Origin of the sequence: Azospirillum thiophilum, assembly GCF_001305595.1 — a bacterium.
Classification (GTDB): domain Bacteria; phylum Pseudomonadota; class Alphaproteobacteria; order Azospirillales; family Azospirillaceae; genus Azospirillum; species Azospirillum thiophilum.
The window spans coordinates 2,980,918-3,005,179 of record NZ_CP012401.1 but is presented as its reverse complement, the minus strand read 5'-3'; the positions used below and the strand labels follow the sequence as shown (position 1 = coordinate 3,005,179).

The window sequence follows — 24,262 nt, the reverse complement described above, 5'->3', positions numbered from 1 at the left end:
CCACTTGCAGCGCAGCCGCGGCGGGGCCAGACTCAGGGGTATGAGCGACGCACCCGACACCACCGCCACTCATCCTTCTGCCGGCCCGAACCCCGCGCCGCCGGATGCCGTGCCGCCGGCCCAGCCCGGATTCCTCGACCGTGCGCTGGACAATCTGCGCACCCGCTGGCGCGAGGTCGCCGCCTCGGCCCGCGGCGCCGTCGGCGCCCCGCCGCGCACCCACCTGCCAAAGGAGGATGCCGAGCGGCTGAAGGAGCAGATCGAGGCCTGCCTCGAATCGCGCGGCGGCGAGGTCTCTGCCCGCGCCCGCGCCGCGCAGCTGGGTCGTACCTATCTGGCGCTCGATCCCCAGGGCCGGCGCAATTTCCTGCTGATGCTGGCGCGCGACTTCGACGTCGATCGCGACGCGGTGACGGAGGCGATGGCGACCTTCCAGGCGGCGGCCGACCCGGTGGCCCGCGGCCATGCCGAACGGGCGCTGCGCCGCGCGCTGGAGCCGCCGCGCCTCCGGCTGCTGACCCAGTTCAACGCTTTGCCGGAAGGGGTGAAGTTCCTGGTCGACCTGCGGGCCGAGCTGATGAGGATGGCGCGCGGCGAACCGCTGCTGCAGGCGCTGGAAGACGATCTGAAGAACCTGCTGCGCGCCTGGTTCGACGTCGGTTTCCTGGAGATGCACCGCATCACCTGGGACAGCCCGGCGTCGCTGCTGGAGAAGCTGATCAAGTACGAGGCGGTGCACGAGATCAGCGGCTGGCAGGATTTGAAGGACCGGCTCGATTCGGATCGTCGCTGCTTCGCCTTCTTCCATCCGCGCATGCCGCACGAGCCGCTGATCTTCGTCGAGGTGGCGCTGGTCCAGGGCATGTCGGACAACGTCCAGGCGCTGCTCGATCCGTCCGCCCCGGTCTGCGACCCGAAGAGCGCGGACAGCGCCATCTTCTATTCGATCTCCAACGCCCAGGTCGGGCTGGCCGGCATCAGCTTCGGCAATTTCCTGATCAAGCGCGTGGTCGATGGGCTGGCTGCCGAGTTTCCCAACATCAAGTGCCATGCCACCCTGTCGCCGATCCCGGGGTTCCGCCGGTGGTTCGATGCCGCGCTCGACCGTGACGGCGACGCGGTGCTGACCAACGCGGAGGCCGAGCGCATCGCCGAACGGCTGACCGAGTTGGAGCAGGTCGACGACGGTACGGAGGCGCCGGTGGAAGATGGGGATGAGGTCGGGATCGACGGGACGCCGCTGCTTGCGCGCGTGCTGGCCCGTCCGGGATGGGCCGGGGACGAGGAGTTGCAGAGGCACCTGCGCGGCCCGCTGATGCGGATGTGCGTCCATTACCTGACGGCGGTCCAGGAGGCGAGGGGCGGCGGCCGCGCCCGGGCGCTGGATCCGGTGGCGCATTTCCACCTGACCAACGGCGCCCGGATGGAGCGGCTCAACTGGCTGGCCGACCGGTCGCCCAAGGGGCTGGCCCAGTCGCTTGGCCTGATGATCAACTACCGGTACCGGCTGGGCGAGATCGACGCCAACCACGAGGCCTACACCGGCGAGGGGCGCATCATCGCCTCCTCCTCCGTGCGGTCGCTGGGCAAGGCCGGCGGCTGAGGGAATCGGCGGCGCGGGGCGATGAGGCAGGACAGGCCATTTTGCCTGTTTGCTTCCCGCGGGCTGTGCTATAGACCGGACTTCGCCGGCGGTCCGGCGGGTGTCACGGCACCCGTCGCGGCTGCCTTTTGCCATGAACGCGGGCGTGGCGGAATTGGTAGACGCGCTGGATTTAGGTTCCAGTGACTTCGGTCGTATGGGTTCAAGTCCCTTCGCCCGCACCATGGCAACACCTTGGACCGCATGAACAACACGGATTCGGGCCGCCCGGACGGGCGCCGCCGGGCCGGACCAACGAGATAGGCTTTCGTTCCGATGAACATCACCGAGACCAGCACCGACGGCCTCAAGCGCGAATTTCAGGTCGTCATTTCCGCCAAGGACATCGAAGAGAAGGTGAACGGCAAGCTGGAAGAGCTGCGCCGTACGGTGCAGCTGCCGGGCTTCCGTCCGGGCAAGGTGCCGGTCACCGTGATCAAGCAGCGCTATTTCGGCGGCGTGCTGTCCGAGGTGCTGGAGGACGCCATCTCCGACAGCTCGCGCCAGGTGCTGAGCGAGCGCGGCCTGCGCGTCGCGCTCCAGCCGAAGATCGAGGTCGAGAAGTACGAGGAGAACGGCGACCTCTCCTACAAGATGGCCGTCGAGCTGCTGCCGGACGTCGAGCCGGGCGACTTCTCGGGCATCGAGCTGGAGAAGCCGGTCGCCGAGGTCACCGACGAGTCGGTCGAGGAGGCGCTGGCCCGTCTGGCGTCGGCCCAGTCGACCCAGGCTCCGGTCACCGACGACCGCGCCGCCGAGATGGGCGACATCGCGGTCATCGACTTCGCGGGCACCGTCGACGGCGAGGCCCTGCCGGGCATGGACGGCAAGGACTACCCGCTGGAGCTGGGCGCCGGCCGCTTCGTGCCGGGCTTCGAGGAGCAGGTGGTCGGCGCCAAGGCCGGTGAGCACCGCACCGTCACCGTCACCTTCCCGGAAGACTACCCGCACGAGCGCCTGAAGGGTGCGGCGACCGTCTTCGAGGTCGACGTGAAGGAGCTGCGCAAGAACGTCCCGGCCGAGGTCAATGACGAACTCGCCAAGGAGTTCGGCATGGAGAGCCTGGAGAAGATGCGCGAAGCCATCCGCGACCGCATCAAGGGCGAGTATGCCGGCCTGTCGCGCCTGCGCGTGAAGCGCCAGCTGCTCGACAAGCTGGCCGAGGCCCACTCGTTCGAGGTGCCGGCCGGCATGGTCGACATCGAGTTCGAGGGCATCTGGGCCCGCCTGCAGGAAGAGCTGAAGAACGGCACCGCCGGCGAGGATGCCGACAAGTCCGAGGGCGAGCTGAAGGCCGAGTACCGCTCGATCGCCGAGCGCCGTGTCCGCCTGGGGCTGCTGCTGTCGGAAGTCGGCCGTCGCAACAACATCCAGGTCACCCAGGACGAGGTGAACCGCGCCCTGATCAACGAGGCCCGCCGCTTCCCCGGCCAGGAGCGTCAGGTGTTCGAGTTCTTCAAGCAGAACCAGCAGGCGCTGGAAAACCTGCGCGCCCCGATCTTCGAGGACAAGGTGGTCGATCATATCCTGGATCAGGCCAAGGTCACCGAGAAGACCGTCAGCGTCGAAGAGCTGAGCAAGGACGAGGACGAGACCGGCGGCGAGGCCGCCGCGGCCTAAACTCCCAAAAGGAGTGGGGGCGGGCTACCATCCGCCCCCATAGGTTCCTATATGTGGTTCCGTACCGGCAACGATCACCGGTTCAGCCAACTGCGGGGGCAGGGAAGAACACATGTACGACTTCGAGCCGAAGATGAATGCTCTGGTCCCGATGGTCATCGAACAGACCAACCGGGGCGAGCGCGCGTACGACATCTATTCGCGCCTGCTGAAGGAACGGATCATCTTCCTGATCGGCGGAGTGAACGACGCCGTCGCCAGCCTGATCTGCTCGCAGCTGCTGTTCCTTGAGTCGGAGAACCCGAACAAGGACATCGCTCTCTACATCAATTCGCCGGGCGGCTACGTGTCCGCCGGCCTCGCCATCTACGACACCATGCAATACATCCGTCCGCAGGTGTCGACGGTGTGCATGGGGCAGGCGGCGTCGATGGGATCGCTGCTGCTGACCGCCGGCGCGCCGGGCAAGCGCTTCTCGCTGCCGAACAGCCGCATCATGATCCACCAGCCGTCGGGCGGCGCCCAGGGCCAGGCCTCGGACATCGAGATCCAGGCGCAGGAGATCCTGAAGCTGCGCTCGCGCCTGAACGACATCTACGTCAAGCATACCGGGCAGGATCTCGACACCATCGAGACCGCCATGGAACGCGACAAGTTCATGTCGCCGGAAGAGGCGAAGGCCTTCGGTCTGATCGACGAAGTGGTCGAGAAGCGCCCGGGCGTGGACCACCATTCCTGAGCCCTTCCAACAAAGGGTTGATCGGGTCGTGACGCTGTTGTTGAATGGCAGTGACACGATCCGGTCATCAGGGCGAAAGCTGGTGTGCGGATCGTGATGCGTCGCAAAACCGGCGCATGACCTTGTCGCGGGCGTCGTCCGCGATAACCTGAGTAGGACCGGCGTCGGGGGGCGCCGCGAACGGGCATGGTCCTCAAGGATCACGCCTCCCGCGAGATGACGGAGTACCGATGAGCAAGTCCAGCAGCGGCGATTCGAAGAATACGCTCTACTGCTCCTTTTGCGGCAAGAGCCAGCACGAGGTCCGCAAGCTGATTGCCGGTCCGACGGTGTTCATCTGCGATGAATGCGTCGAGCTGTGCATGGATATCATTCGCGAGGAGAACAAGACGACCCTCGTGAAGTCCCGCGACGGGGTCCCGACTCCGCGCGACATTCATGCGGTACTCGACGATTACGTGATCGGACAGTCCTACGCCAAGCGCGTGCTGTCGGTGGCGGTCCACAATCATTACAAGCGCCTCGCCCATGGGACGAAGCACAACGACGTCGAGCTGGCGAAGTCGAACATCCTGCTGATCGGCCCGACCGGCTGCGGCAAGACGCTGCTGGCCCAGACGCTGGCCCGCATCATCGACGTTCCCTTCACCATGGCCGACGCGACGACGCTGACCGAGGCCGGTTATGTCGGTGAGGATGTCGAGAACATCATCCTCAAGCTGCTGCAGGCCGCCGACTACAATGTCGAGCGGGCTCAGCGCGGCATCGTCTACATCGACGAGGTCGACAAGATCAGCCGCAAGTCCGACAACCCGTCGATCACCCGCGACGTGTCGGGAGAGGGCGTGCAGCAGGCGCTGCTGAAGATCATGGAAGGCACCGTCGCCTCCGTGCCGCCGCAGGGCGGGCGTAAGCATCCGCAGCAAGAATTCCTCCAGGTCGACACCAGCAACATCCTGTTCATCTGCGGCGGCGCCTTCGCCGGGCTGGACAAGATAATCGCCCAGCGCGGCAAGGGCACCAGCATCGGCTTCGGCGCCGATGTGCGGTCGGCCGACGAGCGCGCCACCGGCGAGATCCTGCATGAGGTCGAGCCAGAGGATCTGCTGAAGTTCGGCCTGATCCCAGAATTCATCGGCCGTCTGCCGGTGCTGGCCACCCTGTCCGACCTGGACGAAGGCGCGCTGGTCGAGATCCTGAGCAAGCCGAAGAACGCCCTGGTCAAGCAGTACCAACGCCTGTTCGAAATGGAGGACGTCCATCTGGAGTTCTCCGAGGACGCGATGAGGGCCATCGCCCATAAGGCGATCGCCCGCAAGACCGGTGCGCGCGGCCTGCGTTCGATCATGGAAGCCATCCTGCTCGACCCGATGTTCGACCTGCCGGGCCTGACCGGCATCGAAACCATCCTGGTCAACAAGGAAGTGGTGGAAGGGCGGGCCAAGCCGCTCTACGTCCATGCCGAGCGGCGCAGCGAGGCGCCCGGGGCATAAACCGGCTTACAACGGTCCGGATACAACGGAAAGGGGCGCTTAAGCGCCCCTTTTTTTGTTCAGGAAAATAGAAGTGCTTGGAGAAATAATTCAAGAATCCGAAGGCCTTTGCGGCGCTCAACTGCGCCGAAGGTGTTTCACTAAGCGGCAAATTTAAGAAATCTAAAGATTGATGCTGATATGATCAGTGAGTGATTGGACTCGCTGGACCAGCCGCCTTGTTTCTTTGGCTCGTCTTCTGTCGCTTCCGACTATTCGCGTAAAAATGTTTCGGTGGGCGGGCAATGAAAATACGAAATTTCCTTTATGTCTGTCTGGCTTGCGTCGGCGTGGTCGCCGCGGTCCCCGCCACATGGCTGGCGGTCCAGGAAACCGCATCGGCCGGCCGGGCTTCCAGCGCACGGAGCATCGTGGATGCGCTGGGTGCGGCCACCGCACTGAACGAAGCCCTGGCGCTGGAACGCGGAGTCGTCAACCTGCCGCTGACGGCCGGCACGGTCATCGAGACCGCGGGCCGCGAATCCCTGGCGAAGGCGCGGGCGCAGTCGGACCGGGCGCTTGGCAGTTATGTCGCTGCGGCGCGGGCGCTCGGCGACCCGAAGGCCGACGGTGAGGTCGGCGGGCTGGCGGGCAGCCTGTCCGATGTCCGCAGCCAGGCCGACGGCTGGTTGGCCAAGGATCGGGCCGGCCGGCCGGCGGATGCATCGGCGCAGTTCTTCGCCGGCATGGTCAAGGTGACCGGGCAGGTCGGCGTGACGGTGAACCGTCTCGGTCACCGGCTAAACGAGCTCGACGCGGCGGTCGGCGACCGGGCCGACATCGCGATTCGTGCGGCCGGCCTGCGCGAGCAGGGCGGCCAGCAGTCCGTCCTGTATCTTCGCGCCCTGGGTACCGGAAAGCCGATGACCCCGGAGGCGGAGGCCGAGGCCATGACGCTGGAGGGGCGTATCATGGCGACTTGGACATCCGTCGAGGACGATATCGTCGGCGGCGGGATGGAGCCGGCGCTCCGCACCGCCCTGGAAGGCGCGCGCAAGGGCTATATCCAAGGCTTCGGCGCCTACAAGGCCCGTGTTCTGGCCGCCTCGCGTGCGGGCAAGCCCTATGACCTGGACGGCACGGAATGGCGGCGGTCGGCCTCTCCATTGCTGCAGGATCTGCTACTCGTCCGTGACGCCGGTATCGCGGTCGCGCGGGACCTGGCGGACGCCCATCACGCCGCGGCCCTGCGGCACCTGATGCTGGCGATCGGGGTGATCGCCGTCGGATTCGCCGCCCTGCTCGTTGTCGCGGTCGCCATCACCCGGCGGGCATCCCGGCCCGTGGTCGAACTGGCCGGGGTCGTCGGGGCGATTGCCGGCGGGCGGCGCGATGTCGCCGTGCCGCACCGGCAACGGGCCGACGAGATCGGCGAGATGGCCACGGCGATCGACGTGCTGCAGTCCCGGGCCCGCGAGGCCGACGCCGCCGAGTCCCGGCGCCGGTCCGACCAGGAGGAGCGGGACAGCCACCGCCGCGAGATGGAGCAGGCGACGCAGGACTTCGTGGCACAGCTGGAATCGGTGGTCGGTCACCTGTCCACCACCGCGGAATCGGTGCGCGGCAACTCCGAACGGCTGTCGGCGGCTGCGGAAAGCGCCTCATCGCTGTCGTCGTCGGTGGCCTCGGCGTCGGAACTGGCCAACGGCAACATCCAGACGGTGGCGGCGGCAGCCGAACAGCTGCAATCCTCCATCGGCGAGATCAGCCGGCGAATCGACGATGCTTCGCGCATCGCCCAGGACGCGGTGCGCGAAGCCGGCAGCACCGCTGGAATCGTCGCGACGCTGGCCGACCGGGCGGCCGGGATCGGTTCGGTGGTCGATATGATCAGCTCGATCGCGTCGCAGACCAACCTGCTGGCCCTCAACGCCACCATCGAGGCGGCACGGGCCGGCGAAGCCGGCAAGGGCTTTGCCGTGGTCGCCAACGAGGTGAAGAATCTCGCCGGCCAGACGGCGAAGGCGACCGACGACATCCAGCTCCGCGTCGGCGAAATCCGCGACGTCAGTGGCAGCGCGGTCACCGCCATCGGCGCGATCAGCCGCACCGTCACCGCGATCAGCGAGGCTGCGTCCGCCGTCGCCGCGGCGGTGGAGGAACAGAACGCCGCCACCCGTGAGATCGCCCGCAACATCCAGGCGGCCGCCCAGGGCACGGTCGAGGTGTCCGGCAGCATCGGGCAGGTCGCATCCACCGCGGAAAGCACGCGCGCCGCGTCGGGTGAACTGCTGACGGCATCCCGCGGCTTGACGCAGGAGGCCGGAACCCTGCGTACGACCGTCGATGGCTATGTAAGCCGCCTCAAAAGCGCCTGATCCGACGAAAACGGGGAGGGAAGCGGTGGTTTGCCGTCGCGTTGCGGCTTGGAAACCGCTCCTGGGGCGCCTCACCCCCCTTGAAGGGGGCTGGAGCGTGTGCCACGTTAGTCGGGTGCCGTAGGCAATTCCCGCGCTTATCCCGAGGCGGGTGGCCGTGTCAGGCCCATTCCGGGCTGGCGGCGATCCATTCATTGAGGCCCTGCCGATGATCGAACTCTCCCGTGGTGCCCTCTACCCGGTCCTGCCGCTGCGCGACATCGTGGTCTTCCCCCACATGATCGTGCCGCTGTTCGTCGGGCGCGAGAAGTCCGTGCGCGCGCTGGAAGACGTGATGAAGGATGACAAGCAGATCCTGCTGGTCACCCAGAAGAACGCCGCGCAGGACGATCCGACTCCGGCCGACATCTACAGCGTCGGCACCGTCGGCACCGTGTTGCAGTTGCTGAAGCTGCCGGACGGGACCGTCAAGGTGCTGGTGGAAGGCGGCCAGCGTGCTGCCATCACCAAGTTCGCCGACAATGAGGAGTTCTTCCAGGCCCAGGCCGAACTGGTCGAGGAGAAGACCGGCGAGAACCAGGAGCTGGAGGCGCTGAGCCGCGCCGTGGTCTCGCAGTTCGAACAGTACATCAAGCTGAACAAGAAGATTCCGCCCGAGGTTCTGGTCTCGATCAACCAGATCGAGGAATCGGGCAAGCTGGCCGACACCGTCGCCTCGCATCTGGCGCTGAAGATTCCGGAAAAGCAGCAGCTGCTGGAATGCGCCACCGTTTCGGAGCGGCTGGAACGCGTCTATGCCTTCATGGAAGGCGAGATCGGCGTGCTGCAGGTGGAAAAGCGCATCCGCAACCGCGTCAAGCGGCAGATGGAGAAGACTCAGCGCGAATACTATCTGAACGAGCAACTGAAGGCGATCCAGAAGGAGCTCGGCGAGACCGAGGACGGCCGCGACGAATCGGCTGAGCTGGAAGAAAAGATCAACAAGACCCGCTTTTCCAAGGAAGCCCGCGAGAAGGCGCTGGCCGAGCTGAAGAAGCTCCGGTCGATGAGCCCGATGTCGGCTGAAGCGACCGTGGTGCGTAACTACCTGGATTGGATGCTGTCCATTCCGTGGAAGAAGCGCACCAAGGTGAAGCGTGACCTGAAGCTGGCCCAGAAGGTCTTGGACGCCGACCATTACGGTCTGGAGAAGGTCAAGGAGCGTATCCTCGAGTATCTTGCCGTCCAGAACCGGATGAACAAGGTCAAGGGCCCGATCCTCTGTCTCGTCGGCCCGCCCGGCGTCGGCAAGACCTCGCTCGGCAAGTCGATCGCCAAGTCGACGGGACGCAACTTCGTCCGCATGTCGCTGGGCGGCGTCCGTGACGAGGCGGAGGTGCGCGGCCACCGCCGCACCTACATCGGCTCGATGCCCGGCAAGGTCATCCAGGGCATGAAGAAGGCCAAATCCTCCAACCCGCTCTTCCTGCTGGACGAAATCGACAAGCTCGGCGCCGATTGGCGCGGCGATCCGTCGTCCGCCCTGCTGGAGGTTCTGGATCCGGAGCAGAACGGCACCTTCAATGATCATTACCTCGAGGTCGACTATGACCTGTCCGACGTGATGTTCGTCTGCACCGCCAACACGATGCGCATGCCGCAGCCGTTGCTGGACCGCATGGAGATCATCCGCGTCGCCGGTTACACCGAGGACGAGAAGGTCGAGATCTCCAAGCGCCACCTGATCGAGAAGCAGATCGAGGCGAATGGCCTGAAGAAGGGCGAGTTCACCATTTCCGACGACGCGCTGCGCGATCTCGTCCGCTACTACACGCGGGAAGCCGGCGTCCGCTCGCTGGAACGCGAGATCGCGAACCTGTGCCGCAAGGCCGTCAAGGAAATCCTGCTGAAGAGCACCAGCGGTGCCAAGGTTGCGGTCACCCGCCGGAACCTCGACAAATATGCCGGCGTCCGCCGCTTCCATTATGGCGAGGCGGAACTGGAGGATCTGGTCGGCGTGACCACCGGTTTGGCCTGGACGGAAGTCGGCGGCGAACTGCTGTCGATCGAGGCGGTGGGCCTGCCCGGCAAGGGCCGCGTCACCACCACCGGCAAGCTGGGCGATGTGATGAAGGAATCGGTCCAGGCGGCCGAGAGCTACGTCAAGTCGCGCGCCGTCGCCTTCGGCATCAAGCCGACGCTGTTCGAAAAGAAGGACATCCACGTCCATGTTCCCGAAGGCGCCACGCCGAAGGACGGCCCGTCGGCCGGTGTCGCCATGGCCACTTCCATCGTCTCGGTGCTGACCGGCATTCCGGTTCGCAAGGACGTGGCGATGACCGGCGAGATCACGCTGCGCGGCCGGGTGCTGCCGATCGGCGGCCTGAAGGAGAAGCTGCTGGCCGCACTGCGCGGCGGCATCAAGCGGGTGCTGATCCCGAAGGACAACGAGAAGGACCTTGCCGACATCCCGGACAACGTGAAGCGCGGGCTGGACATCATGCCCGTCGCGACGGTGGACGAGGTGCTGCGCAACGCGCTTGTCCGTCCGCTGGAGCCAATCGAATGGACGGAGCAGGAGGTCGATCCGGCCGCTGCCAAGGTCCAGGAGAAGGCGGCCGACGGTGAGGGCCTGCGTCACTGATCCGGGGGCGGTCGGTCCCGGCCGGGCCGGGGCCGCTGCCGGACATGCGGCTCTCTGGATGAAACGAGCTTTGCCGCCCGTCGGGAATTGACGGGCGGCATACGCCGTGCTTATCCTTTGCTTTCAAAAAGTCGTGGACAAAAAGTCCTGGGGCGACTTTTGTCTTTCAGTATTTGCTGAATTCGGAAGGGGGATTGCGTGAACAAGAACGATCTCGTGGCGCATGTTGCCGAAGCGTCCGGTTTGTCCAAGACCGACGCCACGAAGGCCGTCGATGCGGTGTTCGACAGCATCGCCGAATCGCTGAAGAATGGCGATGAGGTCCGTCTGGTGGGCTTCGGCACCTTTGCGGTGGCCGAGCGTCCTGCGACCGAGGGTCGCAACCCGCGTACCGGCGAGAAGATCGACATTCCGGCTTCCAAGCAGCCGAAGTTCAAGGCGGGCAAGACTCTCAAGGACGCCCTGAACTGAGCTTGAAGTCTATCGCCCCTTCGGGGCATAGTGCCGCCGGCCGGGGACCAACCCGGCCGGCTGTCGTTTGACGGCGACGCAATCTTCCGGGCGATTAGCTCAGCGGTAGAGCGCCTCGTTTACACCGAGGATGTCGGGGGTTCGATCCCCTCATCGCCCACCAATCTTTTCAATGACTTAGCGGTAGCGTCACAGCCCGCGAGAGTGCGTTGAACCGAGTTTCAGCTTCGTGCGCTTAGTATGGAACGCATGAAGCATTAGGCTTTTGCTTGGCGATCGGATTCACGCTTCCAGTCGTTTCCGAGTTTACGCGATCTGATGTTGTATGTGGCATGGCCATATACACATGCGTTTCATTGCGGCCCTCATATGGGACGATTCGTCAGAGCGCGCCAATGCGTCAGGCTGACCTGACAAGTGACAACCTCGGCGCGCACCAAAGTTTCCACCATATTGACGGACGCTATCGGTCAATCCGCCATTTGTGGCGGATGCGACAGCCTGTCGCGCCCTCCCCCGTTCAAGGGAGTGAACAACTTCACAGACCCATCCCGATGGCCTGCATACGACCATATGTGTCAAGTGCAGGAGAAATGTCGATGATCTGCCGGAACCTGAAGGTCAATGGACGTCGCACCAGCGTGCGGATGGAACAGAGCTATTGGGATGCGCTGGAGGATGTCGCGCGGAGGCGCGGGGTTTCGGTCGTTGCGTTGGTGGCGGAGGTCGACCTGGCGCGCGGGGGCGGCTCCCTGACCGATGGGTTGCGCTTGACTGCGCTGAGCTATTTTCGCGGTCTGGTCAACCAGCTTGACCAGTACGGCCTGCTACGCGCAGTGGTCGAGGAGAGCAAGCCGCGTCTGAAATTCCGCGGCTCGAAGCGACGGAGCAGCGATCAAGCTCCGCGTGTCATGCCGGAACATGCGACCTTGCAGTAGCCGGTCAGAAGCCGAATTTGCAGCTTCGTCTGGCGATCGGATTCACGCTTCAAATCGGTGCCGATTTTACGCGATCCGATCCAACTGCCGTCGGTTCCTCGCAAACTTCGTGTCTTCCCCTTAAAGCGGCCACGAGAGTGGCCATTGCTGCCGGGCAGGCCGGGACTCCGCAATCGCGGGGCGTTCCCAACTCTGCCCCAGATCCTGGATGAATGGCGGCCTTCGTCGACCGATGCGGCCCGCTGATCGACCGGACAACAAGATCGTAAGGAATACGACCGTGGGAACCGCGACCAAGGGCGCCTTATGGACGTTGGCATCCGCCTTCAACTTCATGGCGGCCAACCTCCTCATCAAGCATCTCTCCACGAAATTGCCCGCCCTGGAGATGGCCCTGTTCCGGTCGGCCGGCGGGATCATCCTGGCTGTGGTGGCATGGCGGGCCTTCCTGCATCTGCGCCAACTCCAGGATCCCAGGGGACATCTGGTCCGGGCCGCGGTGGGTGCGGTGTCGCTGATGGCCCTGGTCCATGCCTACAGTTCGCCAGCCCTCCCGGTCGCCCTGGTGACGGCCTTCATGTACACGCGCGTCCTGCTGGTCATCCCGATGCAGCGCGTGTTCCTGGGCGAGGGTGCGGACAGCCGGGTGTGGGTGGCCGCCGGCATCGGCATCGCCGGCGCCCTGGTGGCGCTCTGGCCCCGCCTGATGTCGATCGGCACCCCGCATTGGGATTGGTCTGTCGCCTCTCTGGTGATCGCGGCCTTCGCCGGGGCCGGCAGTCAGATCGCCATGCGCCGCCTCGCCAGGACGAACCCCGCCTCCGTCGTGGTAGCGGTTTCCGCGATCCTGGTCAGCGCCATCGTCGCGGTGCCGGCCTCCACCGTGATCGTGGAGCCGCCGGTTGGCGATCTGCCCTGGCTGGTTGGGATCGGCCTGCTGTCGGCCTGTGCGCAATGGTCGACTGTCCGCGGCTACAAGCACGCCAGCCCGGCCGTGCTCATGCCCGTCACCCTGATCGATGTGCCGGTGGCGCTGGCGGCCGGCTATCTGTTGTTCGGCGAGGTGCCGGGCCTCAACGCGGCGGTTGGTGCGGCCATCATCATCGCGGCAGCAGTCTATGTCACTTCGACGACGGACAGGCGCCCGAGTCGCGTCCGAGTCGCCGCTTAAAAAAGTTACGCTTCTAAGCGACTGCGCGCGGCTTAGTGTATTGAGCAAGATTGTTATCGGCTGCGACCGCACTGATATACCCGAGTATGACTTCCGCATGGAACGTGTATCGATTGTAGGTCCTGACCCATTTGGGTGATGATAGGGCGAAAATAGATGGATATGATGGCGAAATAGCTCTCATATGGGCGCCATCATGCTCGCAATGGATTTGTCATCTGACACGCCACCCTCTTTGGCAGAAATGGCTGCACTGGCAGTCCGCATAGGCTCTAGCGCGGCCGTGTTCGATGACAGCGATAGATTGAGCTTTGCAAGCGACCATATGCGGCGCGTGTATAGCTTCGTCGATTTCAGCCGGCAACAGACATTCGACGACCTGCTTCTCACCTCGTTGAAGCACGAGGTGGCGGCTGGCGCCATTCTGCAAGAGTCTCCGTCTGATAAGCTCGCACGGACAAAGATGCGGCGTCGGGTTGAACGAATGGAATTCATCCGGACTTTTCCAATTCCGCAGATGTGCTTGCATTGGATGCACCACAGTGGGTGGAGCATTCAGATCAGGGCAGAGCCAAAGCACATTGGACTTAGCAGCTTCTTCGATGATGAGATCCCTGCATTCGGCCTGCTCGAAGCTCTTCGTCGACGGGAGGAAATGGCCCAGCGTGCTGCGGTACTCGACAGCATCGACTTGGCGATTGCGGTCCTAGGACCTGAGGGGCGCGTCCGATATAAGAACGCAGCATTCTCAGTGCTGTTGTCTCATGGCGACGGTTTCGTGATCGACGACGGCGGGCGTCTGCGAGCAGACGATTGTGTCGATGCACAGCACTTGAGCAAGGCCGTTGCCTCGGCCGCACTCGGTTGGCCAGGCCGCCGAAGCGTCACAATGTGCGTCCGTCGCGGGCGCGGCGACCCGCACATTCTGTCGATATCCCAAGGAGTGGGCGCGCTGGCTGGTGCCGCCGTCCTCGTGGTGGCTCCCGTCGCGTTGGAGCCCGAAGCCCTGGCCGATGTGCTGTATAGGGACTTCGGGCTGACCGAGGCCCAGTCCGAGGCCGCCGCCCTGGTGGCGTCCGGCCTTTCGCCGGAAGATGCCGCAAAAAAGCTCGATAAATCGAAAGAGACGATTCGAACCCAACTCAAGGGCGGCATGGGTCGCCTCGACAGTATCATTGGCGGGAGCACCCAGACGCGGCTTTCACGTTTTGCCGCGTTGCTTTCGTCCATTGCCGGGGCCGCCCGGAATTGCGGCAAACGATAGGAGGTGAGTTTTGAGCATTGCGGAAAAGATGGCAGCGACGACCGTGCTGGACCTCGAAGTGCTGGTGTCCGATCTGATTGAGCGAGGCGTGGACGAAGAGCGCGCCCGACGCTCGGTCGCCCAGTATCGGGAGTTCTTCGCAGCCTGCGCGGCCTATCCGGAGAAGCCCCTGGTGCCCACGCATCTGTGCGATCTGGCATGGCACGCGCACATGCTGCGTCCGGCCAAATATGCGCGCGACTGCATCGCCGTCGCCGGGCACATCATGGACCATGACCCCGGAGTCTACCGTACGGGACCGTTTCAGGATGCCTACGACCTGACGCGCGCGCTTGTGCCATACGGGCATCAGATGCCTGTCGACGCCTATGCCGCCAACGACGAGATGGCGGGGGCCGAGTGCTACCGCGCTCCCAGCCAACCTTGGGACCCGGAGGATCCGCTAACGGCCAAAGCCGCGTAAGCCTGCGCACGGCATGCGCCCGCCTGTTGGCCCAGGCGGGCGCCGCCGTCCGATCGGGCAACCTCTGACCGAATCGAACCGATCACGCATCGCCTTGGAGCCATGATGATCAACCACCAGCATACCGCTGTAGTCGGCGGGAGCAAGGGCAAGCGTATGCCCGACGCACAATTACCGTATATCGATCATTTGTCCGTCGATCAGCTTCGGCAGCGGGCGGCTGATGATCGTACCGACGCGCTGGAAATGATCGACCGCGCCTCGGCCGGCCGCATCTCCATGCTGTTGGAGGACGCCGAGCGGTGCGAGACGCGAGCGACCCTGCTTGAACAACGCTGCGGCGACTCCATCGCCGCCGGCCACGACGGCCTGACCATCGAAAACGCCATCGAGCAGCTGGTGCGGGCGGCGCGCGGGCGGGTGGTCGGCGAGCAGCCCGGCCGTCCGGCGTCGCCCATCACAGGCATTCAGGCCGACATCCTGCACGATGCCGACCACGGCGCCGCCTTTGCCTTCGTGGCCCACTGCGCCGACTCCACGCGGTGCCGCCTGCAGTCCGCACCCCAGCCGACGCTGGAGGCCGCCTATGTCGCCGCCGTCCGGTCCCTGACGTCCATGGCGGTGAGGCGATGCTGATGTCCTGCATCGAGCCGACCTTGCCGCCGGCCAGCCCGGTCGGTATGGCGCTGAAGGCGGAGGTCGGTTCGTCCCATTGCCGCGGACGGGACATGGTGGCGCGCCTCACGCAGTTGACGGCGCGCGAGGTCGACGTGCTGGTGCGCCTGGTCGCCGGCAAGAGTTCCAAGACCATCGGCCTCGATCTTGGCATCAGCTTCAAGACCGTGGAATGCCATCGTGCCCACATCATGCAGAAGCTGGGATGTTCCGGCCTCTTCGAACTCGGCCGCGCGTGGGAGGCCGCCGTCTGGAGCAGCCGAGAGAAGAAGGCGATGCGATAGCGGTCGGTCACCGAACTGCAAGCCCACCATGGTCCGAATTCGGCCTGGAAATTTCGTCGGCGCTTCCGCGTCCTGCGAGCGGAGTCCCGGCAGGGAAGGGACCGGCAGACCGTATCAGCGGGCATGCCGGTCAAGGAAGCCGCGGCACTCGTCGAAATCGCTCAGGCAAGCGGCGGGCAGGGCAACGCCCTTGCGTTCCGCCAGACTGCGGGCGAAGGACACCATCCGCTCGGTCGGCTCGCGGCGCCGGCGCGCGTCTTGCGCCGACGGCGTGTCATGCATGGGCATGACAGGCGGCTCGGCGACGGGCGGTGCCTTCGTCTTGCGGGCACGACGGGGCTTTGGTGCCGTTTCCGCCGCCATCGCGTCCGCAGGAGCGGCCGCCTTGCGTGTGCGCCGGCGTGGGGCCGGCTTTTCCCCCGGGCTTGCCGCGGTAGCGGAGCGGGCGGGCGCGCCACGCCGGGCAAAGCGCGCCTTCGGGGCGGGCAGGCCCAAATCGAGGGCGGCGCCGCGCTGACCGACCAGTGCGCCGATCAGCCGGCCGGCCTCGGTTGCGATGGCATCGATCACCGCGCGGAAATCGGCACGGCCGGTCACCACCTCGTCCAGCTTCATCTCCCACAGCGCCGTGGTGCCGGGATCGACCAGGGTCGGGGCGGCGGCGCGCAGGGTTTCGAACAGATGCAGCCCGGCGGGGGTCGGCATCAGCCATTTGCCGTCGGCATCCAGCAGGCTCTGTTTGCGCAGGCCCTTGATGACCTCGGCGCGGGTGGCGGGGGTGCCGATTCCCTTCGCCTCCTTCAGCCGGTCGCGCAGAACCGGATCCTCGACGAACCGCCAGGCGTTCTGCATGGCGTCGACCAGCGTGCCCTCATTGTAGCGCGGCGGGGCCTGGGTGCGCTTGGCCTCCACCTTCGGGTCGGTCAAGGTCGCCGGTTCGCCGTCGGTCAAGGGCGGCAGGGTTTGTTCGGCCTCCTCCTCCGGCTTGCCGCCGGCCCGGTCGTCGCTCTCCGCCGAACCGAAGGCGGCCTTCCAGCCCAACTTCAGCGGGATGCGGCCGACGGCGCGGAAGGCGACCGGCTTTGCCCCACTTGGTGATGGCCCGGGCGATGGCACCGGCGATGGCACCGGCACCGCCATGGTGACGCCCGTCTGCCGATATTCGTAATCCGGCATCACCGCGGCGAGGTAGGAGCGGCAGACCAGCGCGAACAGCCGCTTCTCGTCGTCGGTCAGCCGGGCCAGGCGGGGTTCGAGGTCGTCCAGCACGTTGACGTTGGGAATCACCGCGTGGTGCGACACCCCCTCCAGCGCCTTGTCGCAGAAATGGCCGGACTTGCCCTTGCGGATCACCGGCCGCCGGACATCCATGTGGTCGTGGAGATGGGCGAAGCCGCGCAGCCGGGTCAGCGCCCCGACGATGGCCGGCGCGTCGGCGATCTGGTTCTCCGACAGATAACGGGCCTCGGCGCGCGGATAGGTGATCAGCTTCTTCCCGTCGCCGTCATACAGCTCCTGCGCCACCGACAGGGTGCGGTCGGCGGTCCAGCCCCAGCGCTGGCCGCAGGTCTTCTGCAGCGACGGCAGGTCGTAGAGCTTGGGCGGTGCCTGCCGCTTCTCCTCCACCGTCACGGTCAGCGGGCCGCGGTGGTGGTCGGCGGCGCGGGCGATGGCCTCGGCCGCGGCGCGGTCCTTGATGCGGTCCTTGGGCGCCGGGGCGTGGCGCATCCGGAAGCTGCCGCCGGCGGCGGTGGCGGTCGCCACCACCTCGAAATAATCCTCCGGCTTGAAGTTGCGGATCTCCAGCTCGCGCAGGCAGACGATGGCGAGCGTCGGGGTCTTCACCCGGCCGATGCCGATCACGCCGCGCGTGCCGGGCGCCAGCAGCGTCTTGGTCGCGGTGCGGGTCAGCGAGAGGTTGTAGATCTGGTCGGCCTGCTGGCGCGCCACCGCCGCCTCGTACAACGGCCGCATCTGGTCGTTGGGCCTCAGCGCGGCGAAGGCGTCGCGCAGGGTCTTGGGGTCCTGGGCCGTGAAAAGCGCGCGGCGCACCTTGCCGCGAAAGCCGGTATGCTCCAGGATCTCCTGGCCGATCAACTGCCCTTCACGGTCGCAGTCGGTGGCGAGGATCACCTCGTCGCAGGCGCGCAGCGCCGCGGTGATCGCCTGCAGCTTCGCCGCCTTGTTGCCGCACTGGTCCGGCCGGGTCGGATAGAGCCCGTCCGGTTTCAGCAGGGTCGGCGACCAGCGCTTCCAGGCCGGATCGACCTCGTCCGGTTCGGCAAGCCGCAGCAGATGGCCCTCGGCCGGCAGGATGCGGCCGTAACGGTCGCCCAGCGCGGAACGCAGGTCTTTTGCCTGACTGGATTTCTCGGTGATGATCAGCGTCGTCATGCTCTGGAGGATATGGGATTGAGGGAAACGGAGCAAGAACATGCGCGACCCGGATATCGGCTTCGGCGTGGCCTTGGGGCGTCGCTCGCGCTTGTGCTGCTGTCGGCGTTCCCGGCGGCGACAACCACTGCCGCCGGGGCGGAGCGGCCGCTGCTGCCGGGCGTCGGGCCGGGCGACCGGCGCGCTCCGGTGGACGCCGCGACGGAGCCCTGGAACGGCGTGGTGCGGGTGCAGACCAATCTGGCGGGACGCTGCACCGGTGCGCTGGTGGGGCCGCGCACCGTCGTGACCGCCGGCCATTGCCTGTTCAATCCGCGCACCCGGCGCTTCCTGGCGGCCTCGTCGCTGCATGTGCTGTTCGGCTATGACCGCGGCGCGTTCAGCCGCCATGTGACGGTGGCGCGCGTGGCGACCGATCCCGCCTACGATCCGGCCGCCGCGCGCCCGGACGCCTCGACCGACTGGGCGGTGCTGACCCTGGACGGGCCGGCTCCGGACTCGGCTCCGGCCCTGCCGGTGGCGGCGGCACCCCTGCCGGCCGGGACGGCGGTGATGCTGGGCGGCTACAGCCAGGACCGGGCGCAGATCCTGATGGCCGACCGCGACTGCCATGTGCTGGGAACGGCATCCGGCCTGCTGGTGCATGACTGCGACGCGACGCGCGGAACCAGCGGCGGACCGTTGCTGGTGCGGAGCGGGGTTGGCTGGGCGGTCGCCGGAGTCGGGGTCGCCGCCGGGACCACGCCTGCCGTGCGCAATTTCGCGGTGCCGGCCGCGCGCTTTGCCGCAATTTTGGCGAGGGAAAGTGCCGTAGGGCAGCCTTGAACGGGGGATGCGCATTTTTCGCTTCGCGCGCGGCCCCGAATGGCATAGAGGTACGCGCGTCTTTTTTCAGCCCCGGAACCCGGAGTCTTTCCGTCATGTCGATCCAGCGCTTCCACACCGGACCGCGCATGAGCCAGATGGTCGTCCATAAGGACACGGTCTATCTCGCCGGTCAGGTCGCCGACGAGCCGACGCCCGACGTCGAACGTCAGACCGCCCAAATCCTGGCCCAGATCGACGCCTTGCTGGCGGAAGCGGGCAGCGACAAGAGCAAGCTCCTGTCGGCCACCATCTATCTGGTGGACATGGCCGGCTTCGGCGCGATGAACAAGGCGTGGGAGGCCTGGGTCGACCCGGCCAATCCGCCGGCCCGCGCCACCGTCGAAGCCAAGCTGGCCGCTCCCCAGTATCTCGTTGAAATTCAGGTCACCGCCGCCAAATAAGGCGGTGGAAACGGGGCGACCCGGCAGCCTCGGTTGGGGTGTGCCGGCGTGGCCCGAACGCTGTGAGGGCCGCGCGCTTCAATAACCCGACAAATTCGCTTGTCGGTTTACGGAATGTTAATGACGCCTTAACAGATCGCCCGTAAAACCCCGACCAACCTCTGCCGCCGAAGCGGACGACCATGACGGTCGCGCTTCGGTTGCCGCGTTACTGCAATGGAACCGCAACATGCCGCGCCAAACGCCACTGTCTGATATTCGGAACATCGGCATCATCGCCCACGTCGACGCGGGCAAGACGACGACCACCGAGCGCATCCTGTATTACACCGGTCGCAAGCACACGATCATCGACGTGCACGAGACGAAGGATCTCAAGACGTCGACGACGACCGACTACATGGAGCAGGAGCAGAAGCGCGGCATCACCATTCAGTCGGCCGCCGTTTCGACCTTCTGGCGCGAGAAGAAGATCAACGTCATCGACACCCCGGGCCACGTGGACTTCACCATCGAAGTGAACCGTTCGCTCCGCGTGCTCGACGGCGCGGTCGTGGTGTTCGACGGCGTCGCCGGCGTGGAGCCGCAGTCGGAGACAAACTGGCGTCTGGCCGACAACTACAACGTGCCGCGCATCTGCTACGTCAACAAGATGGACCGTTCGGGCGCGAACTTCCAGCGTTGCGTCAGCATGATCAAGGCCCGCCTGAACGCGCGTCCGGTCTGCATCCAGGTTCCGCTCGGCTCGGAAGACAACTTCCGCGGCATGGTCGACCTCGTCGAGATGAAGGCGTATGTCTGGTTCTCCGACGACAAGGACGCCAAGTGGGAAATCTGGGAGATCACCGACGATCTCGCGGCCAAGCTCAACCTGACCGTCAAGGAAGACCTGGACAACATCGCCAGCATCCCGGCGCTGCGCGCCGAGCTGGTCGACACCGCGCTCGAGCAGGACGACGCGGCGATGGAAGCCTATCTGGAGTCGGGTGAGGATCCGTCGGCCGACGTGCTGCGCGCCTGCCTGCGCAAGGGCACCATCACCAGCGCCTTCACGCCCGTGCTCTGCGGATCGTCCTACAAGAACAAGGGCGTCTGCCAGGTTCTGGACGCGGTCGTCGACCTGCTGCCGGCCCCGACCGATGTCGAGGCGATCAAGACGGTGGACGAGGACGGCAACCCGAACGGCGAGCGTCTCAGCTCCGACGACGCGCCCTTCTCGGCGCTGGCCTTCAAGGTGCTGAACGACACCTACGGCTCGATGACCTTCGTCCGCGTCTATTCGGGCGTGCTGACCAAGGGCATGTCGATCCTGAACTCGACCCGCGGCAAGCGCGAGAAGATCGGCCGCATGGTCGAGATGTACGCGAAGGACGCCAACCCGATCGAGGAAGCCCGCGCCGGCGACATCATCGCGCTCGTCTCCCTGCAGGAGACCGAGACCGGCGACACGCTGTGCGACGCCTCCGCCCCGGTGATCCTGGAGCGCATGCGTTTCCCGGACCCCGTCATCAGCGTCTCGGTCGAGCCGAAGACCAAGGGCGAGCAGGAGAAGTTCTCGATCGCGCTCGGCAAGATGGTCCGCGCCGATCCGTCGCTCCGTCTGGAGACCGACCGTGAAACCGGCCAGACCATCCTGCGCGGCATGGGCGAGCTGCACCTGGAAGTGACGCTCGACCGCATGCGCACGGAGTTCGGCGTGGAAGGCAACATGGGCAAGCCCCAGGTCGCCTACCGCGAGACGATCACCAAGCCGGTCGAATACACCTACACCCACAAGAAGCAGACCGGCGGTTCGGGTCAGTTCGCCGAGGTGAAGATCGTCTTCGCGCCGCGCGAGCGTGGCGAGGGCTTCGAGTTCCTCGACGAGACGGTCGGCGGCACGGTTCCGCGCGAATATGTCCCGTCGGTCAAGAAGGGCTTGGAGATGCAGAAGGAAGACGGCGTGCTCGCCGGCTATCCGACCGTCGACTTCAGCGCCCGCCTGGTGGACGGCAAGTACCACGACGTCGACTCGAACGCCCTGACCTTCGAAATCGCCGCCAAGGCCTGCTTCCGCGAGGCTCTGCCCAAGGCCGGCCCGATCCTGCTGGAGCCGGTGATGAAGGTCGAGGTCGTCACCCCCGACGATTATCTCGGCGACGTGATCGGCGACGTGAACCGCCGCCGCGGCACGGTGCTGGGCCAGCTGGAGCGTGGGTCGAACATCGCCGTCGAGGCCAATGTCCCGCTGAACGAAATGTTCGGCTACATCGGCCAGCTGCGGGGCATGACCTCGGGCCGTGCGTCCTACACGATGGAGTTCAGCCACTACGAGCCGGTGCCGCGCAACGTCACCGACGAAATCGTGGCCGGCCGCAACAAGGCCGCCTGATCGCTTGCCCCGCTCGACTCGGTTGATCGATCGGGGCTTGCAGTCAGGACCAATCCGGTAAAGTCGAAGGCCGGCGGAGCGATCCGCCGGCCTTCGGTCTTTTTGGGACCGGCTTGAGGCGGCTTCAAGTCCGCCCCGTCGAAAGGATGGAGTCTGAACCGACGGCATAACGGTCATAGGCCGGCGGCGTTAAGGCCTCCCGACACGGGCCGCTGTCGAACTTTGTAACGATTTGCAACCAAAAAACAGTTGGCAGCGGGTCGATTGCGTGCCCAAATTTGGTGCATGCTGATTCGCCGCTTCTTTTCCTTGACTGTGCTTTTGCTGATGACCGTCGGCGTACCGGCCGGGGCAGGTCAGGGGAATCTGCGTCTGGACGGTCTTTTCCATGCCCTGCGCAGCGCAACCGATGCGGCCTATGCCGAATCGGTGGAGGAGCATATCTGGGACTTCTGGCTCGAACATCCCGATCCGGCGATGGTTCGCGACATGCGAGCGGGTGTGCTCAGCCTGAACGGCGACGATTATCAGTCGGCGTTGCGTGCCTTCGATTCGGCGGTCGCCCGCGATCCGTCCTATGCCGAAGGGTGGAACAAGCGTGCCGCCACCCACTACATGATCGGCGACTATACCGCGGCGATGATCGACCTGCGCCACGCCCTGTTGCTGGAGCCCCGGCATTTCGGGGCGCTGGTCGAGCTGGGGTTGGTCTATCTGGCACTGGGCGACGAGAAACCCGCGCTACGGGCCTTCGACGCGGCGCTGGCGATCAATCCGCATCTCGACCATGTCCGCGCCCAGGCTGAGTCGATCCGGCGCCGGCCGGCCGGCATCGCGCTTTAGGCAGCGGTCGTCCTCCCGGCCGCCGTCACTCCGCCCCGACCCAGGCGATCCGCAGGATGTTGGTGTTGCCGGGGGTGCCGAAGGGCACGCCGGCGGTGATGACCAGCCGCTGGCCTTCGGCGGCGATGCCGTCCGCATGCGCGGCGCGTGCAGCCGTCTGCACCATCTCGGAAAAATTGGCGACATCTTCGGTGTGGACGGCATGGACGCCGAACACGAGTTGAAGCCTCCGCGCCGTGTCCAGCGCCGAGGTCAGGCAGAGGATCGGCACCTCCGGTCGTTCGCGTGCGGCCCTCAGCGTGGTCGAGCCGCTGGTGGTGTAGGTGACGATGGCCGCCGCCTGGATGGTGTGGGCGACCTGGCGGGCCGCGGCGGTGATGGCGTCGGCCGAGGTCTTCTGCGGGTCGGGATGCTGGGCGTCCATGATGGTGCGGTAGAGCGGGTCATGCTCCACCCGCCGGGCAATGCGGTCCATGATCGACACGGCCTCCACCGGATAGGCGCCGGCAGCCGTCTCCGCCGACAGCATCACCGCATCGGCGCCGTCATAGACCGCGGTGGCGACATCCGACGCCTCGGCACGGGTCGGGGCAGGGGCGGAGACCATCGATTCCAGCATCTGGGTGGCGACGATTACCGGCTTTCCGGCCCGCCGCGATTCGCGGATGATGCGCTTCTGCAGGGTCGGCACATCCTCCGCCGGCAATTCGACGCCCAGGTCGCCGCGCGCCACCATGATGGCATCCGACATCTCGATGATATCGGCCAGATGGGCGATGGCCTGCGGCTTCTCCAGCTTCGACAGCAGGGCGGCACGGCCGCCGATCAGCCGGCGCGCCTCGGCCACGTCCTCCGGCCGCTGGACGAAGCTGAGCGCCACCCAGTCGACGCCCTGGTCGAGCGCGAAGGCCAGATCCTCGCGGTCCTTCGGCGTGAGGGGGGAGAGCGGCAGCACGACTCCGGGAACGTTGACACCCTTGCGGTCGGACAGCCGCGTTCCGGAGACGACGACCGTCTCGGCGAAATCGGCACCGCAGGCGGCCACCCGCAGCCGCACCCGGCCATCGTCGAGCAGCAGGTCGGTCTCCGGCGTCAATGCTGCGAAGATCTCCGGATGGGGCAGGCCGACGCGGGTCGTGTCCCCCGGCTCCATCGACAGGTCGAGGCGGAACCGCTGTCCGGGCGCCAGGGCGACCGGCCCGGCGGCGAAGGTGGCGATCCGCAGCTTCGGCCCCTGGAGGTCGGCCATCACCGCGATGGGACGGCCGGTGCGGGCCTCCAGATCGCGCAGCACCGCCAGCCGGGCGCCGTGGTCGGCATGGCTGCCGTGGCTGAAGTTCAGGCGGAAGACGTCGACTCCGGTCTCGAACAGCCGGGCGATCACCTCGGGCGAGGCGGAGGACGGGCCGAGCGTGGCGACGATCTTGGTCAGGCGGGACCGCCGGATTCGGATGCCGCCGGATGGGCCGGAAGTGCCAGTCATGGTCATGGACGCGAACCTTTCCCATCGGAGGGGTGGCGGTTGAACGAAGACTGGTGCGCCGGCGTCGCCCGTTCAGCCGGGCAGTCGTGGTGCGGCGGTTGTTGCCCATCCCGCTGCGTCGATCAAGCCCTTGCGTTGCCGCATCCGGTGGTGGGTCGTGCTT

At 66.0% G+C, this 24,262-nt stretch carries 19 protein-coding genes and 2 tRNA genes; 19 read left to right on the top strand and 2 right to left on the bottom strand.

The features are described from left to right. The first annotated feature begins 40 nt into the window (after positions 1-40). The 15 genes from AL072_RS13880 to AL072_RS13810 all read left to right on the top strand — a co-directional run bounded on the left by AL072_RS13880 (position 41) and on the right by AL072_RS13810 (position 15,740). Complete coding sequence (locus AL072_RS13880) at positions 41-1,603, top strand: malonyl-CoA decarboxylase (protein ID WP_045582062.1); 1,563 nt, start codon at positions 41-43, stop codon at positions 1,601-1,603. A gap of 139 nt (positions 1,604-1,742) precedes the next feature. Further along, a tRNA-Leu gene (locus tag AL072_RS13875) sits at positions 1,743-1,827 on the top strand. A gap of 91 nt (positions 1,828-1,918) precedes the next feature. Beyond that, positions 1,919-3,262, top strand: a complete 1,344-nt coding sequence (gene tig, locus AL072_RS13870; RefSeq protein ID WP_045582063.1) for a trigger factor — start codon at positions 1,919-1,921, stop codon at positions 3,260-3,262. A 112-nt stretch (positions 3,263-3,374) separates the two neighbouring features. After that, complete coding sequence (clpP, locus tag AL072_RS13865) at positions 3,375-4,001, top strand: ATP-dependent Clp endopeptidase proteolytic subunit ClpP (RefSeq protein ID WP_045582064.1); 627 nt, start codon at positions 3,375-3,377, stop codon at positions 3,999-4,001. A gap of 230 nt (positions 4,002-4,231) precedes the next feature. Beyond that, positions 4,232-5,494: an ATP-dependent Clp protease ATP-binding subunit ClpX gene (gene clpX / locus AL072_RS13860; RefSeq protein WP_045582065.1), complete on the top strand. Its 1,263-nt coding sequence runs from the start codon at positions 4,232-4,234 to the stop codon at positions 5,492-5,494. A 284-nt stretch (positions 5,495-5,778) separates the two neighbouring features. Continuing rightward, positions 5,779-7,851, top strand: a complete 2,073-nt coding sequence (locus AL072_RS13855) for a methyl-accepting chemotaxis protein (protein WP_063840340.1) — start codon at positions 5,779-5,781, stop codon at positions 7,849-7,851. 208 nt (positions 7,852-8,059) lie between these two features. Continuing rightward, a complete protein-coding gene (lon, locus tag AL072_RS13850) occupies positions 8,060-10,474 on the top strand; it encodes an endopeptidase La (RefSeq protein ID WP_045582066.1) in 2,415 nt (804 codons plus the stop codon). A gap of 198 nt (positions 10,475-10,672) precedes the next feature. Then, positions 10,673-10,945 carry an HU family DNA-binding protein gene (locus AL072_RS13845; RefSeq protein ID WP_012974523.1) on the top strand — a complete coding sequence of 91 codons (273 nt, stop codon included), beginning with the start codon at positions 10,673-10,675 and terminating at the stop codon, positions 10,943-10,945. Positions 10,946-11,033: 88 nt separating this feature from the next. Continuing rightward, positions 11,034-11,108: transfer RNA gene (locus AL072_RS13840), tRNA-Val, on the top strand. Between the two features lie 430 nt (positions 11,109-11,538). Continuing rightward, positions 11,539-11,883, top strand: a complete 345-nt coding sequence (locus AL072_RS34930) for a ribbon-helix-helix domain-containing protein (protein WP_052710001.1) — start codon at positions 11,539-11,541, stop codon at positions 11,881-11,883. A gap of 280 nt (positions 11,884-12,163) precedes the next feature. Then, positions 12,164-13,054 carry a DMT family transporter gene (locus AL072_RS13830; RefSeq protein WP_158511064.1) on the top strand — a complete coding sequence of 297 codons (891 nt, stop codon included), beginning with the start codon at positions 12,164-12,166 and terminating at the stop codon, positions 13,052-13,054. Between the two features lie 184 nt (positions 13,055-13,238). Then, positions 13,239-14,318 (top strand): helix-turn-helix transcriptional regulator, encoded by a 1,080-nt coding sequence (locus AL072_RS13825; protein ID WP_045582069.1) that lies wholly within the window; start codon positions 13,239-13,241, stop codon positions 14,316-14,318. Positions 14,319-14,346: 28 nt separating this feature from the next. Beyond that, on the top strand, positions 14,347-14,781 hold the full coding sequence (locus AL072_RS13820) for a glycine-rich domain-containing protein (protein WP_052710002.1): 435 nt from the start codon (positions 14,347-14,349) through the stop codon (positions 14,779-14,781). Positions 14,782-14,883: 102 nt separating this feature from the next. Continuing rightward, on the top strand, positions 14,884-15,417 hold the full coding sequence (locus AL072_RS13815) for a hypothetical protein (RefSeq protein ID WP_144428215.1): 534 nt from the start codon (positions 14,884-14,886) through the stop codon (positions 15,415-15,417). Beyond that, positions 15,411-15,740: a LuxR C-terminal-related transcriptional regulator gene (locus AL072_RS13810; RefSeq protein WP_052710003.1), complete on the top strand. Its 330-nt coding sequence runs from the start codon at positions 15,411-15,413 to the stop codon at positions 15,738-15,740. The genes AL072_RS13815 and AL072_RS13810 overlap by 7 nt, the downstream gene beginning before the upstream one ends. 114 nt (positions 15,741-15,854) lie before the next feature. Here AL072_RS13810 and AL072_RS13805 read toward each other — a convergent pair whose 3' ends face one another. Further along, positions 15,855-18,134: a DNA topoisomerase gene (locus tag AL072_RS13805; RefSeq protein WP_045582666.1), complete on the bottom strand. Its 2,280-nt coding sequence runs from the start codon at positions 18,132-18,134 to the stop codon at positions 15,855-15,857. 93 nt (positions 18,135-18,227) lie between these two features. On the opposite strand from AL072_RS13805, the gene AL072_RS13800 reads away from it, so the two are divergent. The 4 genes from AL072_RS13800 (at position 18,228) to AL072_RS13785 (ending at position 22,616) form a co-directional block, all read left to right on the top strand. Then, positions 18,228-18,959: a trypsin-like serine peptidase gene (locus tag AL072_RS13800; RefSeq protein WP_045582071.1), complete on the top strand. Its 732-nt coding sequence runs from the start codon at positions 18,228-18,230 to the stop codon at positions 18,957-18,959. A 95-nt stretch (positions 18,960-19,054) separates the two neighbouring features. After that, complete coding sequence (locus AL072_RS13795) at positions 19,055-19,402, top strand: RidA family protein (RefSeq protein ID WP_045582072.1); 348 nt, start codon at positions 19,055-19,057, stop codon at positions 19,400-19,402. Positions 19,403-19,631: 229 nt separating this feature from the next. Further along, a complete protein-coding gene (gene fusA / locus AL072_RS13790; RefSeq protein ID WP_045582073.1) occupies positions 19,632-21,773 on the top strand; it encodes an elongation factor G in 2,142 nt (713 codons plus the stop codon). A 285-nt stretch (positions 21,774-22,058) separates the two neighbouring features. Continuing rightward, on the top strand, positions 22,059-22,616 hold the full coding sequence (locus AL072_RS13785) for a tetratricopeptide repeat protein (RefSeq protein WP_045582074.1): 558 nt from the start codon (positions 22,059-22,061) through the stop codon (positions 22,614-22,616). A 25-nt stretch (positions 22,617-22,641) separates the two neighbouring features. On the opposite strand, the gene pyk is transcribed toward AL072_RS13785, so the two are convergent. After that, on the bottom strand, positions 22,642-24,105 hold the full coding sequence (gene pyk / locus AL072_RS13780; protein ID WP_245636698.1) for a pyruvate kinase: 1,464 nt from the start codon (positions 24,103-24,105) through the stop codon (positions 22,642-22,644). Positions 24,106-24,262: the final 157 nt, after the last annotated feature.

Bases quoted from the DNA above. Each gene is read 5' to 3' on its own strand.
- AL072_RS13795 (WP_045582072.1), top strand. From the start codon at position 19,055: ATGTCGATCCAGCGCTTCCACACCGGACCGCGCATGAGCCAGATGGTC.
- AL072_RS13810 (WP_052710003.1), top strand. From the start codon at position 15,411: ATGCTGATGTCCTGCATCGAGCCGACCTTGCCGCCGGCCAGCCCGGTC.
- AL072_RS13820 (WP_052710002.1), top strand. From the start codon at position 14,347: ATGGCAGCGACGACCGTGCTGGACCTCGAAGTGCTGGTGTCCGATCTG.
- pyk (WP_245636698.1), bottom strand. From the start codon at position 24,105: ATGACCATGACTGGCACTTCCGGCCCATCCGGCGGCATCCGAATCCGG.
- AL072_RS13815 (WP_144428215.1), top strand. From the start codon at position 14,884: ATGATGATCAACCACCAGCATACCGCTGTAGTCGGCGGGAGCAAGGGC.
- AL072_RS13880 (WP_045582062.1), top strand. From the start codon at position 41: ATGAGCGACGCACCCGACACCACCGCCACTCATCCTTCTGCCGGCCCG.
- clpX (WP_045582065.1), top strand. From the start codon at position 4,232: ATGAGCAAGTCCAGCAGCGGCGATTCGAAGAATACGCTCTACTGCTCC.
- AL072_RS13805 (WP_045582666.1), bottom strand. From the start codon at position 18,134: ATGACGACGCTGATCATCACCGAGAAATCCAGTCAGGCAAAAGACCTG.
- clpP (WP_045582064.1), top strand. From the start codon at position 3,375: ATGTACGACTTCGAGCCGAAGATGAATGCTCTGGTCCCGATGGTCATC.
- AL072_RS13855 (WP_063840340.1), top strand. From the start codon at position 5,779: ATGAAAATACGAAATTTCCTTTATGTCTGTCTGGCTTGCGTCGGCGTG.
- AL072_RS13825 (WP_045582069.1), top strand. From the start codon at position 13,239: ATGGGCGCCATCATGCTCGCAATGGATTTGTCATCTGACACGCCACCC.
- AL072_RS13785 (WP_045582074.1), top strand. From the start codon at position 22,059: ATGCTGATTCGCCGCTTCTTTTCCTTGACTGTGCTTTTGCTGATGACC.
- fusA (WP_045582073.1), top strand. From the start codon at position 19,632: ATGCCGCGCCAAACGCCACTGTCTGATATTCGGAACATCGGCATCATC.
- lon (WP_045582066.1), top strand. From the start codon at position 8,060: ATGATCGAACTCTCCCGTGGTGCCCTCTACCCGGTCCTGCCGCTGCGC.
- tig (WP_045582063.1), top strand. From the start codon at position 1,919: ATGAACATCACCGAGACCAGCACCGACGGCCTCAAGCGCGAATTTCAG.
- AL072_RS34930 (WP_052710001.1), top strand. From the start codon at position 11,539: ATGTCGATGATCTGCCGGAACCTGAAGGTCAATGGACGTCGCACCAGC.